This is a genomic window from Thiocapsa sp. (assembly GCF_011390875.1).
Classification (GTDB): domain Bacteria; phylum Pseudomonadota; class Gammaproteobacteria; order Chromatiales; family Chromatiaceae; genus Thiocapsa.
In genome coordinates this window covers 1-12,999 of the sequence record NZ_JAABRP010000147.1, presented here as the reverse complement: position 1 = coordinate 12,999, position 12,999 = coordinate 1, and the positions used below count along the sequence as shown (strand labels likewise).

Here is a 12,999-nt window from a genome sequence, read left to right as displayed (position 1 = left end):
GAATCATTTCATCCTCGAGCACAAGCTCTGCAACTTGGGCTACTGGGTGCGCGCGTCGCGGCAGCGGGAAGGGATTGCGACACACGCCGTGCGCACGATGGCGAGGTTCGGCTTTGCGGATCTGGGATTGATGCGGATCGAGATCGTCGTTGCCGAGGGAAATGTGTCGAGTGCCGGCGTTGCGCGCAAGGCGGGTGCGTTCTACGAGGGGTCGGCACGTAACCGGCTGGTCGTCGGCGGGGCCTCGGTTCCGGCCTGGATGTTTTCGATGGTGCCGGATACCGTCGGTTCCTCGCAATGACCGACAGGGTCCGCTGCGCGTCGGTCGTGGTGTTGACGCTCTGGTTGGCCGTCTCGGCGCTGCCGGCGGGGGCGGCACAGGATGTCGTTTCGATCCGTTCGGGCGACAGTCTCTGGGGGATCGCGGATCGGATAGCGGCCGAGGCGGGGTTCAGTCGCGATCAGGTGATGATCGCCGTGCTGGAGGCGAACCCGGATGCCTTCTCGCCCGCGTGCAACGTCAACGGGGTCTTGCGTGTCGGTGCAGTGCTGCGGGTGCCGTCTGCGGAGCGCATCGGTGCGCTGGATGCGGCGGCGGCTCGGCGGAGCATCGAACGTCAGGCGCGCGAGTGGGCGGAGCATCGCCGCAGCTCACGGGCGTTGGTGTGTCCGGCGGTTGTCGAGCAGCCTGTACCGGAGTCATCGTCAACCGCGCCCGTGGAGGGCCCTGGACAGCCGGACGTGGCGACACCGAGGGATGCGATCCCTGAGCCGGATCGGTCGCCTTCGCACTCACCGACTGGATCCGATCGCTCTCCAGCGGTTCCGGAACCGACACAGGCGCCGGAACCAGCGCCTGCGACGGCGACGATAAGCCCGGTGCCCTCGATCGAGCCCCGCCGAACCGGCGACGACACCTGCCCCTGCCCGTCGGATCCTGTCGGAGCCGAGCCGCCGGATCAGGCTGGATCGGCGCGATTGCCGCTTGCCGAGTCCACCCGCGCCGTCGAGGCGCCGTTGCACTTGCCGGAGGGGCCGCTGGCGCCGTTTTGGGTTCTGATTCCGCTGGTGCTGGGGTTGCTGGCGATGTCGCTGGTCCGACGCAGGCCGCGCGCTGCTGCGCCGCTGCTCGACCAATCCGGCACGGCGGCCGTCGCGGGCGCCGGCCTGCCCGGCGACGCAGCGGCCTTGCCGCCACGCCGTCTGCCTTTCCTGCTCGCCTTGAAGGACGGCGATCTCGTCTTTCTGCTGCTGGCGGCGCTGGCCGGACTCCTCGGCGCGCTGGTCACGGTGGTGTTTCGCGAGGGGATCCATGGTCTGGAATGGCTGCTGGTCGGTCACAGCGGCAGCTTGGTCGTCATGGCGCTGGGTCTGCCGCCTTGGCAGCGTCTGCTGCTGCCGGCGGTCGGCGGTTTGGTGGCCGGCTTGATCCTGGAGCAGATCGGCGGGCGGCTGCGCGGGCGAACGACGACCGATTATATGGAAGCGGTTGCGGTCGGCGACGGCTGGATCAGTGTCCGTCAGAGCCTGGTGAAATCGGCCTCGTCGTTGGTCACGGTGGCCTCGGGTGGCTCCATCGGGCGGGAGGGGGCGATGGTGCAGCTCTCCGCCATGGTCGCCTCGACCATCGGGCGGGTCGCACGCTTTCCGCGCGATCGCATGCGTCTGCTGGTGGCGGCCGGGGCGGCGGCGGGTCTGGCTGCGGCTTACAACGCCCCGATCGCCGCGACCCTGTTCGTCGCGGAGATCGTGCTGGGCTCCATCGCGATCCAGCACATCGGCCCGCTGATCGTCGCCGCGGTCATCGCAAGCGTCACCGTCCACGACATCATGGGGTACGCGCCCATCTACGAGATCCCTGCGTTCAGTTTGGTGAGCGACTGGGAGCTGGGTCTCTATGTGCTGCTGGGGATCGTCGCGGGCCATCTGGCGCCGATCTTTCTGGGTCTGTTGGGGCATTCCCATCGGGCCTTCGCCAGGTTGCCGATGTCGCTGTCCGGGCGAATGGCGCTCGGCGGGCTCATCGTCGGGGCCATCTCGATGTACGAGCCCGCGGTCTGGGGCAACGGCTACAGCGTCGTCAACACGGTGCTCCACGAGCCCTGGGTCTGGCAGGCGCTGTTGACCGTGATGGTGCTGAAGATGATTGCGACCGCGGCAACGCATGGCTCGGGCGCGGTCGGCGGGGCCTTCACGCCGACACTCTTCGTCGGTGCGCTGCTCGGCGTGCTCTTCGGCACGGCGGTCCACGCCGTCCTGCCCCTCGGCACCGGACCGCCGAGCGCCTACGCGGTGGTCGGCATGGGGGCGATGCTCGCGGCGACAACGCATGCCCCGTTGATGTCGATCCTGATGGTCTTCGAGATGACGATGGACTACGAGATCGTCCTGCCGTTGATGCTCGCCGTGGTCACGGCCCATTACACGGTGCGGCGGTATGTGGATGTGGCCCCGATGTATGCCGAGTCTCTGCTGCCGCGCGAGATGAACGCTGCGCGCTGACGACAAGGCCCCGCAGGCTTGACTGTGCATGCTCTGCTGCGTGCTGTCCGCGGATCGCTCGGTCGCCGGCAATCGACCCATGTCCCGTCGACAATCTCGTCGAGCATCACGGGTGTTGTCGAGCTTGCGTCCGACTTTTTTACGTTAAGTTTTTGAATAAAAGGTATTAATTGTTTGGCATAAGCATTGCTAATATAAGCTCGACAGCAAGAAGAATTGCTCGTCGGAAGCTGCTTCCCGGAGAATGGGAATCGAACTTTAAGTCATTTAAATTATTGGAGTTTCAGATGAAATCCATCCTCGCAATCGCCGCCGTGCTCGCTTTCAGTTCCGTCGTTGCCTTCGCCGAAGAGACCGCTCCCCAGGCTCCCGTGCAAATGACCGCCGCCGAAATGGATCAGGTGGTCGCAGGTGCCGGGCAGCAGAGACTCCGTGACGGTAGCGGCGGTGGCGTCGGAGATCGGCTCCAGATCCGCGATCCGGATTGCACCCGGTAGTCGACCCGATCGGTCATCTGAAGGACGCACGTCAAGCCCGCCTTAAGGCGGGCTTTTTCGTTTGCCAAGGTGCCGTGGCGTCGCCCGCGCGATGAAGCCCCACTGACTGGCCGGCCCGGGTTCAAAACCGATAGGGTAGGGCGATCGAAAAGATGAAATCGTTGGCGTCGTCGGTGACGCCGGCGGCGGCGGACAGATTCAGGAACAGATTTTTGCGCAGGACGAAATCGGCGCCCAAGTCGATGTAGCCGATCGTGGTGGAGGTCCCGCGATAGGCATCGCCGTTCGTGGGCGCGATCCTGTCGCCGTCTTGGAAGTCGAACGCGAGTTCGGCGGCCAGCGAGATGTCGGGCGTTGCGGCGAGCGAAACGCCGAGTCCGATCCCGTAGAGGTCGGCCGGTTCGATCTCGATCGTTCGCTCCGCATCCTCGCTCGGGTAGGTGGTGGTTTGCGGCCATGCATGGCTGTAGGAAAGGTTGCCGTACAGCGCCAGCGGCTCGACGCGTTTCACCGCCGAGAGCGTCGCGGTCACCGCCTGGAACCCGTAACCGATCGGGACGGCAGCGAAGGCGTCGTCGCCGTTGTCGTGCCGATAATCGAGTCGCAGGACAAAAGACGGCAAGATCGCGGTTTCCCTGTTCAGTCGTTTGCTGAGACTGAGCGACAGGTCGCCGATGCCGTCGTTGCGTCCTGCCGGGTAGTCGCGTTGGATATAGGGCAGTTGCAGCGAAGTGGCCATGCCCCAGGGTAGGCCGGCCTCGAGGTTCAGGGATAAGGCATAGGAGTCGAATGCCTCCTCGCCACTGCCGCTGTGCGCCAAAGCGGCGCGCGGGGTGAGGCGGAAGGTGCCGGTGGGCAGCAACACCAGGCCCCTGCCGACCAAGGCTTCTTCGATGGCGGTGGTGGCGGAGTCCGGTTCGACGGGTGGCTTGGTGGCGCTGGCGTCGAGGCCCAGGATCAGCGGACCGTCGTCTTGCCGACCCGAGGCCAGCTCTTGTTCGAGGGCCTGCACGCGCGCGCGCAGTTGCGCGTTGATGGCTTTTTGAGCCGCCAGTTGGCGTTGCAGGGATTCGACGCTGTCGGTCTCGAGCACGGTCGCTTGCCGCGCTTGCCCGGCCGCGACGTCTCCTGTCGTTTGGGACGACGCGGTGGTCGGCAGCAACGCCGCGCAACCGACCAGCACGGCGACGGGGGCAGTCTTGGTCATGGCAACTCCGATGGCGGGGTCTGGCGGGTCACGACGAAGGCCATTCCCTCCATCCACATGGCACGGAAGCGTTCGAGCGAGACGGTGCGGTTGCCGAAGGCGGGGTCGGCGAGCAAAACCCGGTCGTCCTGCACGCCGTTGAACACCACGTAATGGTTGTAGCCGTGCTGGTCGATGGGGACGATGGGGACATGAAAGACGCGGAGGTCATCGAACCCGAGATGCTTGTAGGCGTCGCCTCGGTAGCCGCGATCCTCGACGAATGTCTTCAGATCCAGTAATGAAAAACCGCCCCGTTCCTTGACCCTGCGTGGGTCGGTCTTCTCCAACATGCGCGTGGCGGCGTGACGTTCGCTGACCGGGTCGTTGAAGCCGTAGGTGAGCACGGTCGCGACCGCCGCCGCGGCGCAGCTACTCTCCCATTGCTGCATCACGACACCGCGCTCGCGGATCTCCTTGAGGCTTCTGAAGGGCGGCGCCTCCTCGGCGTGCAGGCAGGAGCCCGACGCACAGAGCGCCGCGACGCTGACGCTCGCAAGAAGATGCCGAACGGCGATTCGAACAGGCAGGCGCAGACGCTTATGCGCGCGTTCCGGATAGGTGTCCGAGTCGAGTGCCGGGTGCGAGCCCCGCCTACCGGACCTGGCTTCGCTTACCACCAGGGTCCCCAAGCGCCCCATGAGTTCCAATCCATCGAGGCCATCTCGTTCTCCTTCGCGCTCTCTTGTCGGTGAAACGGTGTTCTCCCCTGCGGGAAAACGCGCGCCGTTGTCGGCGGTGACGACAGCAGCTAATCGACGCTAGCGCCCGGCCCGACGCCTTGTCAATGACCGAAGAATCCGCCCGTGGGCTAGTCCGGGCCGACCAAGCCCTCGAGATACGCGGGCCATTGGGAAGCTGGAATCGTCTGCCGATTTGCGGGCGGGCTCTCGATAGCCGCATTCGGGAGGCCGGGTGAACGGAAAAGGTGCAGCTTCGGTTGGCCGTCGGTGAGGCTGACCGAGACGCTGAACGGCTGGGCCACGGCCGAGAGCTCGCCGTTGAGAAGCTTGTTGCGCATGAGCAGATCGGCGAACAAGACGAGCTTGCCGGCGCTGAGTCGAGCGTTCCAGAGGCGGATGCTCTCGTCGCGAAACTCGACTCTGGCCGAGCCCTCGACGTCGGGCACGGTAAGGAGCCGGCCGAGCCAGTCACGCTCGCGCGCTTGCGCGATGAAGAGCCGAGCCAGCAGGCCGGTGTCGCGCATGCCGAGCACCACACGGGATTCGAGTCGAAGCGGTTCGGCCCAGACCAAGCGGGCCTCGTCGAGCTGCAGTTGTGCCCACCAATCGGCGTCCTCGCTGCCGTCCGGCGCGCTGAGCGTGACCCCGTCGAGGCGAATACCGGAGCCGGAGGCGTCGAAGGTCATGGTCTCGATGTCGCCCTTGCGCAGGCGTGCATCCAGCGTCAGGTTGCCGTCGAGGCGTTGGTCGTCCAAGCGCAGCCGTGTATCGGCGCTGCGCAAGCTGATCTCGCCGTCGGCCTGTTGTCCGTCGAGGTTGAAGAGCATCGTTAGGTCTGCGCTGCCCGCCAGTAGCTCGAGCCCGGCATCTTTGGGAAGGTAGCGGTTGTAGACGGATAGATCCTTCAGTTGCGCCTTGGGCAGGGCGATCCGGGTGCGGACGTCGTCGATGCGATCGGCCCCGGTCGCGGCTCTCAGGCGGGTCGTGCGGCTGTTGAGGCTGAAGTCTTCGCCTTCGATGTAGTCCGCCGAGCCGTCCTGACGCCCCAGCGAGACGCGTGCCAGCGTCAGATCCAGCTCACCGCCCGGGTCTCGGGCCGTGCCGTCTGTCTTCAGGCTCAGCCGACCCTTGCCGCTCGCGCGATAGTCGAGAAAGTCCACCTGGACCGGGTCGGCGTCGATGCGCACCTGGCTGCCGGGCGCGAGGGTCTCGTGGCGGAGCCTCAGATCGGCCTCGAGCCGTCCCTCGCCGCGAACCCGCACGCCGTGTGATTTCGGCAGAAAGTTGTCCAGAAATCCGAGCTGCGTCACCCGCCCGTCGAGCAGGATCTTGCCTTGCATGGCCGGGTTGGGCTTGTTTTCGGCATCCAGCCAATCGGCGAAACGGGCCTCCCGGAGCGTCAGGACGCTGCTCAGTCGCTCGTTTCGGGGGTCTCCTCCGGCTTGCAGTTCCAGGCGGGTGCCGGAGAGGTCGAGCGTCTTGCCGTCGAGGCTGACGTCTTGCAGCGCCAGATCGAGGCCGATCCGGCCTTCCACCGAGGTCTCGAACAGTTCGCCCCGGATCTCCTCGCCCGTAAGCGCAAGCCTGCCGCCGCCGTGCTGTTGCCCCAGCCGGATCTCGCCGTCGCTCAACGCGCTGCCGCCGCGAAACCGAAAGGGCGCCTGATCCGGAAGATAGCGGTTGAGCACGTCGACATCCGGCATCCGAGCGCCGTCCCAGCGCAAGGTCACGCGGGCGGCATCGGTCGAGAGATCGGTCAAGGCTTGGCCGGATGGCGCGGGTGTTGCGATGGCCAGTGCGATGCGTGCCGAATCGAGCAGCGGCCGGGGCTCGTCGCGGTGCCGGAGACTGGCCTCGGTAAAGCGGGCCTCCAACGCCAGCGTTTCGCCCGCGTCGCCGTTCAGCCACCGGGCATCGAGCGCGCCGACCCCGCCGATCGCGAAGTCCAGGAGGCGGGCGCTCAACGCTCCTGCCTCGACCGTGAGACGGCTGCCGCTGGCGGGTTGGCTGTCGACGATGTTCAGCTCTGTCACCAGGGTGCCGCTGCCGTCGAGACGAATGCCGCGGCCACCCAGGGTGTGACCCAGAAAGGCGTCGAAAAAGCCGAGGTGGTTGACCTGGCCCGAGAGCAGGAGCCGCCCGTCGATGGGGAGCGGGTCCGGGAGGCGATTCATGGCCTGCAACTCGGCGATGGGGTGAGTGAGCCTGAACCTGGCCTCGTCGAGGCTGAATCGGGTGATCAAGGGGGCTGACGTCTGCGCTTGTGCACCGGCGATCGCCTCCAGGTGCAGCCGGGTGCCCGAGAGGTCCAGTGTCTGATCGATCGGGTTCAGGCCGTTGATGCGCAGGTCGAGGTTGAGCTTGCCCTCGACGTCGGTGTCCAGCAGGGTGAGGCGGACGTCGTCGCCATGCAGGCCGAGCGTGCCATGCAGCCGACCGTCCTCCCACGTGAGGACAGCATCGAGTCCGGCCAGCCCGCCGTGCACGGCCACCGGGCTGCCCGGCGGGAGATAGCGCGAGAAGACGGCGATGTCCGGGACGACGGCCGACGTCCAGGTGAGCGAGGTCTGCTCGGGCAGGTCCGGGGGTTGGAGGAGGTCGGCCCCGGCGAGTCGAGACTCCAGGCGAAATTGTCGACTGTCGAGAAATTGCGTGTTTCTGCCTTGGTCGCGCATCTTCACGTCGGTGAGGTCGACGCTCAAGACCGTCTCGGATTGGCCTGCCGCGTTGGAGACGACCAGGAGGTCGACGAGACCGGCGCCGGCGAGTCGGTAGCGGGTGCCGTCGCCGAGTGACCGTGGTGCACCTTTGGCGTCCGCGCCCGACTCCGCGCCGGGATTCAGCGTGACGCCGAGCGCCGGGGAGTCGAGCCGCAGCCGGCTGCCGGGTTCCAAGTGGCCCCGATCGATTGACACTTCGGACGTGAGATCGCCATACCCGGACAGGCTCAACCAGGGGATCTCTTGCAGATAATCGTTGAAGAGGTCCCAGGCATCGGCCTTCGCCGAGAGGGTCAGATCGCCGGAGATGAAGCGCAGGATCTGCGCGCCCGGGTGCTCGGTGAGAGTGAGCGGCGCAAGCTGCAGGCGTGCACCGATCGCCAGATCGCGCGACAAGACCGCGTCTTCGCGCAGCACGCTGGCCTTGTCCAGGTCGAAGCGCAGGCTCTCGATGTCGATGTGATCGCGGCGTAACCCGGCACCTTCAATCGCCAGGTCGCCGTCGCCCTCGAGCCGGTAATCCCCGAAGCGCAGCGAGCGTATCCCCTCGGCGTCGAGCCGCAGAACCCGAAGCTCTCGGTGCAGGAGCGCGCGCAGGTTCAGTTGCACGGCCGCTTGATGCAGGGCGAGGGCGACGGGCCAGTTCGGGTCGTCGCGTGCGATGCGCAAATCCCGGAGCCGGAGCTGTCCGCTCGGGCGAAGGCGTGCCGACTCCCAGGCGATGCTCAGACCGATCTGCTCGGAAAGACGGTCCTGAAACCAACGGCTGTTCAGCAGGGGATGGACCGACAGTGCCAGTGCCGCGGTCAGTGCGAGGAGGATCGCCGAGACGAGGAGTGCCCGGTGTCTTGTCGGTCGGGGCGCACCGACGCGATGGTCCTTTGATGTCGACAATCGATCAGGACTCGGGAAAGAAGGTCTCGATCTCCTCGAAGCGACCCTCGCGCACAAGGTCGGTGGTGTGCTCCAGCCATTGATAGAAATCCTTTTCGTAAAGTGGTGTCGACATCGGCGGGTCATCGGCAGATCGGGACAAGACCCAAGTGTAAACCAGTCTCTGCGCTTGACGCCGCTCGATCACAGCGCCTAGCCTTGACTCAGCTCCAATGTCCGCCGATGACCGAGGTCGAGACCTTGACGAAACCCGTGCCGCTTGTCCCCTGCGCGCAGCAATATTTCCGACTCAAGGCCGGCCGATGATCGTCGCCGTCGTCGGCAACAAGGGCGGCACGGGCAAGACCACCTTGTCCTTGAATCTCGCTGCGGGTCTGGCGCGGCGGGGTTCGGTCGTCATCGTCGATGCCGATCCGCAGCAGTCCGCCTATCAATGGCGCCTGATCGGAGCTGAGAACATGGCGCTGCCCGCCGTGGTGGCCGCGGCCTTCGGGCTCGAGAAGACGGTTCAGGCCCTGCGCGATGTCCACGACCATGTCGTCATCGATTGTCCCCCGTCCATCAAGGCACCGCAGACCGAGCACGCGCTGCGCCTCGCCGACCATGCGCTGATCCCGCTCCAACCCTCGCCGATGGACCTCTGGGCAACGAGTCATCTCGCCCGCATCATCGAAAAGATTCGCCCCGAGAACCCGCGCCTGCGCGCCTTGATCGTGATGAGCCAGATGGAGCCGCGCACGACCCTCTCGCGCCTGATGCCCGAGGCCGTCGCGGAGTTGGATCTGCCGGTCGCCCGAACCTCTTTGCAGCGCCGCTCCATCCATCGTCTCTGTGTGCTCGAGGGGCGCAGCGTCTTCCAAGCCGGCCGTCGCGGTGCTGCCGCGGCGACCGAGATCAACGACCTGATCGCGGAGATCTTCGACCATGACAACGCCTCCCAAGAGAACGTCTCCTAAGGTAACGTCTCCCAAACTAACGTCTCCCAAGAGCACGTCCAACAGCACGCGCACGGAACGCCGACTGGTTGACTCCATCCGCAAGGCCAAGAGCGGGGCGGATCAGCCCGATGAAGGCCAGCCGGCAGGCGCCAAAGCGTCGGCGGGTGCGACGGCATCGGCCCCGGCGCAGCGTGCGAAGTCGACCGAGGCGGGCGCCGCCGCGCGGACCGTGGCGCGGAAACGTCCGGCTTCCGGGGCAGCCGCCGCAGAGTTGGCGGGGGCTTATCAGACTCGTCGGAGGGTTTGGCCGGATTGAAGAAGACGGCTGCAAGTCGTCGGTCCCAGTGTGTCACCGCTTCGCGTCGATTTCCGGCGGTCGACGACGGGCTCCCGAAAAGCAAAAAAATCCTGAACCGCGTCTCTCCGTCGTGATCGGGTGGGTGCGATGCTCGGCGCAACACGGGCCGATCCATGAACCGCCTGACGCGGTTCAGTGGCGGACGCGGTTCAGTGGACCGTGCAGACCATGCAGGGGTCGAAGGAGCGCACGATGTGTTGTACGGCAACCGGTGTGGTCTCGCCCGGTCGGACCGCGGCCCCGACGAGGGCTTGCTCCAGTGCGCCCGGAACGCCCGCGGCATCGCGCGGCGAGAAATTCCAGGTGGTCGGGGCGATGATTTGATAGTTGAGGATGCGACCTCGGCGGATCGCGAGCCAGTGACCTAGGCTGCCGCGGGCCGCCTCGACGAGCCCGACGCCGCTCGCGTCGTCCGGGATCGCGGTTTGCTCGCAGAAGGGCTCGCCCGGTGCGATCGCCTTGATCCAGTCCTCCATCGCGATCAAGACGCGCGCCAGCTCGAGCAGGCGGGCGATGACGCGGTTCCGCACATTCCCGCCGGATTCGGCCACCAGGTCGCGGATCAGCGGATGGCCGTCGATGAGCTGACGGGCCAGTGCGCCGACCTCGATCACCTCGCCGGCGAGTCGCGGTGCCTTGCACCAACTGTAGGCGTCGACCTTCTCGGCATCCGGGATGGTGACCCCGTCTGCGGGATGCAGCGGTCCTCCTCCGGCCATCCAGCTGTGGCTCAAGTCTTCGGCGATCGTTGCAAGATTCAACGGATGCGGACCCTTGTCGGCCCAGAGACCGGATCGGAAAAGCCGGGTGTTTCCGCTCGGGTAAGCCCCGTAGCTCATGAAGCGGTCGGTCGCGCGCCCCAGACCGCCCAGATCGAGGTCATCCGCGATCTGCAGGAAGCGGCGCAGATCGCCTCGACCCGGATCGCGCTCCGCCCAGGCGTCGAGCGCGCGGGCGTTGTCCAGTGCGACGACGGTCTCCAAAGGATCTCCGAAGGTCTCGCGCTCCAGAAAGCGTCTGAACGCACCGAGGATGGCGAGCAGTCGGATGCGTTCCTGTGCTTGGACCGGTTTGGCGGTCCCGCCGGGCTGTAGGCTCAGGCTGTGCGGCCATTTGCCGGCGAGCAAACCCATGAGGTGCATGAAGTGTGCGCGTGCCGGCAGGACCTCGCCCGCGGCCGTACCGCTCAGTGCGCGAAAGCGCGTCTCGGTGTCCGCATACCAAGGCCGGTCCGTATAGACGGGGCGAGCGAAGTCCGGCATGAAGAACAGATAAAAATGCGTCAGATGGTCGGCCAGGTTCTCGCAGGCGAGAACCAGGTTGGTGGCCAGCTCGCCGTTCGGCGCCATGACCACCCCGGCCGCGTCCGCCAGCGCGTAGGCCGCGGCCATGGACTGAGAGACCGAGCAGATCCCGCAGATTCGCGGCGCAATCACCAGGGTATCGCGCGGATCCTTGCCCTGAAGGATCTGCTCGAATCCGCGATAAAGGGGAGAGTTGACGCGTGCCTCGCGTACGTGCCCGTCGGCGATCTCGAGCTGAACCTCCAGGTCGCCCTCGACGCGGTTGAACGGACCCAGGGTGAGTTTGGTCATTCGGGGAAGTGCCGAGCGCGTCCAGCCTCCAGCCGCCGGCCCCCAGCCCCCGGCCGCCGGCTGGTTGGCTTAGGGACATGGGCGTCGCAAGGCCGCAAACCCAAAACGTTTGTTTCGATCATCATGCTGGTTTCCCTTGCGGATGAGTGTCGAGTCGGATCCAACTTGCAGATATGTCTTGTGTCGGCAGAATCGGCGGCTGGCGGCACTTCCGATCACCGCAGCTTCGTCGTTCGGATCGTCGGCGGCACCGCGATATGGTCCGACACCGCGTTCTTGCGCAGTCGCTCCGGTGTCGCGGCCTTGGCGAGCGAGGAGAGTGCGACGAACCAGGCCTTGGGCATGTCGGTCGGCAGGCCGATCGGGATGCCGGCGAGGCTGGGTGTCTCAGCAAATGCATGGCCCGGCTCCTCGAACTCGGGCGAGGTGCAGTTGATGCAGGCATAGCCGCCGCGCGTGCAGGAGCCCGAGCCGTTCCAGAGCCGGGTGTTGCAGTCGGCATGGGCCTGCGTACCGAGACAGCCCAGATGCTCCATGAGACAACCCAGATCCGACGGCGCGCGGGCGCTTGCTTTGTATTCGTAGAACTCGTTGCGCGGGCAGCCGTGGTGGACCAGTTGGTCGGCATACATCCGGGGACGGGCGTAGGCATCCAGGTCTTGGGTCGTCAGTCCTTCCAAGGCGATCGCCATGAGTGTCTCGGTCACCCAGTTGGGATGGGTCGGACAACCGGCGACATTGATCACCGGAAGACCGGCCCCGGAGCGATAGTCGGTGCCGAGCAGACCGCCCGGGTAGGTGCCCTCGAACTGGAGTCCGCAGGCATCGGTGGGGTTCGAGCCGCCGGCGGTGACGCCGCCGAAGGCGGCGCAGGTGCCGATCGCGAGGCAGTAGTGCGCGCGCGCGGCGAGACGGCGCACCCAGTCGATCATGGGTATCCGGGTGCCGGCGAAACGGTGGAAGGCGCCCGTGCCGTTCGGTCCACGCAGGAGCGCGCCTTCGATGCAGAGTAGGTCCAGCGCTACGTCGCCCGTCTCGACGCGGGCGAGCAGGTCGAGCACCTCGCCGCCGCTCGCCTCACTCAGAGAGGGATGCCAAAGGATCCGGATCCCGGCGCCGGCGAGTGTCTCGAACAGGTGCGGCGCCTCGGCGCCGAGCAGGGAGAGCGTGCAGCCGCCGCATCCGCCGGATTGAAGCCACAGCAGGTTCATTGTGAACTGCGTCCGGTGTCGCATATGAAGCCGTAGGGGATTGCGTCGCGCCGCGGACTCAGGATGCCTTGGCGGTGACGCGGTTGTGTGATTTTAAGGGGCATCTTGGTCGGTAACCTCTCAGAAATAAGTTGAGCACCGAATCCAATCGTTGTCGTTGTCGTCATCGAGAACGACAACGACAACCGCAGCAAAGGTAGTCGCCGGTCGAGTGTTTCACTTGTTGCTGAACCGTTCATTTAAACCGCGTCTCACCGAGATCGATGACACCTCCAAAGCCAAACGGAAAATGGAAATCACGCAAGTCGCTCCGGACGCGGTTTAGGCTCAAGGCTCAACGGCAGCTCGAGGCGGA

General features: G+C 65.9%; 10 protein-coding genes. 3 read left to right on the top strand and 7 right to left on the bottom strand.

Annotated features, from left to right (window positions below):
- Positions 1-301 (top strand): GNAT family protein (locus tag GPT33_RS12640; RefSeq protein WP_296809471.1); only part of this gene is annotated, 301 nt, incomplete at its 5' end.
- Positions 298-2,502: a ClcB-like voltage-gated chloride channel protein gene (locus tag GPT33_RS12635; RefSeq protein ID WP_296809470.1), complete on the top strand. Its 2,205-nt coding sequence runs from the start codon at positions 298-300 to the stop codon at positions 2,500-2,502. The genes GPT33_RS12640 and GPT33_RS12635, both read left to right, overlap by 4 nt.
- 272 nt (positions 2,503-2,774) lie before the next feature.
- Here the strand turns inward: GPT33_RS12635 and GPT33_RS12630 are convergent, their stop codons facing one another.
- From GPT33_RS12630 to GPT33_RS12610, 5 genes are all read right to left on the bottom strand, one after another.
- Positions 2,775-3,029, bottom strand: a complete 255-nt coding sequence (locus GPT33_RS12630; RefSeq protein WP_296809467.1) for a hypothetical protein — start codon at positions 3,027-3,029, stop codon at positions 2,775-2,777.
- A 91-nt stretch (positions 3,030-3,120) separates the two neighbouring features.
- Positions 3,121-4,206, bottom strand: coding sequence for a hypothetical protein (locus tag GPT33_RS12625; RefSeq protein ID WP_296809465.1), 1,086 nt, complete (start codon positions 4,204-4,206; stop codon positions 3,121-3,123).
- A complete protein-coding gene (locus GPT33_RS12620; RefSeq protein ID WP_296809463.1) occupies positions 4,203-4,886 on the bottom strand; it encodes a cysteine peptidase family C39 domain-containing protein in 684 nt (227 codons plus the stop codon). Before GPT33_RS12620 ends, GPT33_RS12625 begins: the two co-directional genes overlap by 4 nt.
- Before the next feature lie 170 nt (positions 4,887-5,056).
- Positions 5,057-8,542: a hypothetical protein gene (locus tag GPT33_RS12615; RefSeq protein ID WP_296809461.1), complete on the bottom strand. Its 3,486-nt coding sequence runs from the start codon at positions 8,540-8,542 to the stop codon at positions 5,057-5,059.
- A gap of 4 nt (positions 8,543-8,546) precedes the next feature.
- A complete protein-coding gene (locus tag GPT33_RS12610; RefSeq protein ID WP_296809459.1) occupies positions 8,547-8,657 on the bottom strand; it encodes a DUF29 family protein in 111 nt (36 codons plus the stop codon).
- Between the two features lie 187 nt (positions 8,658-8,844).
- On the opposite strand from GPT33_RS12610, the gene parA reads away from it, so the two are divergent.
- Positions 8,845-9,498 (top strand): ParA family partition ATPase, encoded by a 654-nt coding sequence (parA, locus tag GPT33_RS12605; RefSeq protein ID WP_296809457.1) that lies wholly within the window; start codon positions 8,845-8,847, stop codon positions 9,496-9,498.
- A gap of 489 nt (positions 9,499-9,987) precedes the next feature.
- Here parA and GPT33_RS12600 read toward each other — a convergent pair whose 3' ends face one another.
- Together GPT33_RS12600 and GPT33_RS12595 are read right to left on the bottom strand one after the other, a co-directional pair.
- The gene (locus GPT33_RS12600) at positions 9,988-11,433 is read right to left on the bottom strand and encodes a nickel-dependent hydrogenase large subunit (RefSeq protein WP_296809455.1); all 1,446 of its coding nucleotides are present in this window, start codon (positions 11,431-11,433) and stop codon (positions 9,988-9,990) included.
- Between the two features lie 215 nt (positions 11,434-11,648).
- Positions 11,649-12,644, bottom strand: coding sequence for a HupU protein (locus GPT33_RS12595; protein WP_296809453.1), 996 nt, complete (start codon positions 12,642-12,644; stop codon positions 11,649-11,651).
- Positions 12,645-12,999 lie beyond the last annotated feature (355 nt).

Bases quoted from the DNA above. Each gene is read 5' to 3' on its own strand.
- GPT33_RS12625 (WP_296809465.1), bottom strand. From the start codon at position 4,206: ATGACCAAGACTGCCCCCGTCGCCGTGCTGGTCGGTTGCGCGGCGTTG.
- GPT33_RS12635 (WP_296809470.1), top strand. From the start codon at position 298: ATGACCGACAGGGTCCGCTGCGCGTCGGTCGTGGTGTTGACGCTCTGG.
- GPT33_RS12610 (WP_296809459.1), bottom strand. From the start codon at position 8,657: ATGTCGACACCACTTTACGAAAAGGATTTCTATCAATGGCTGGAGCAC.
- parA (WP_296809457.1), top strand. From the start codon at position 8,845: ATGATCGTCGCCGTCGTCGGCAACAAGGGCGGCACGGGCAAGACCACC.
- GPT33_RS12620 (WP_296809463.1), bottom strand. From the start codon at position 4,886: ATGGGGCGCTTGGGGACCCTGGTGGTAAGCGAAGCCAGGTCCGGTAGG.
- GPT33_RS12600 (WP_296809455.1), bottom strand. From the start codon at position 11,433: ATGACCAAACTCACCCTGGGTCCGTTCAACCGCGTCGAGGGCGACCTG.
- GPT33_RS12595 (WP_296809453.1), bottom strand. From the start codon at position 12,644: ATGAACCTGCTGTGGCTTCAATCCGGCGGATGCGGCGGCTGCACGCTC.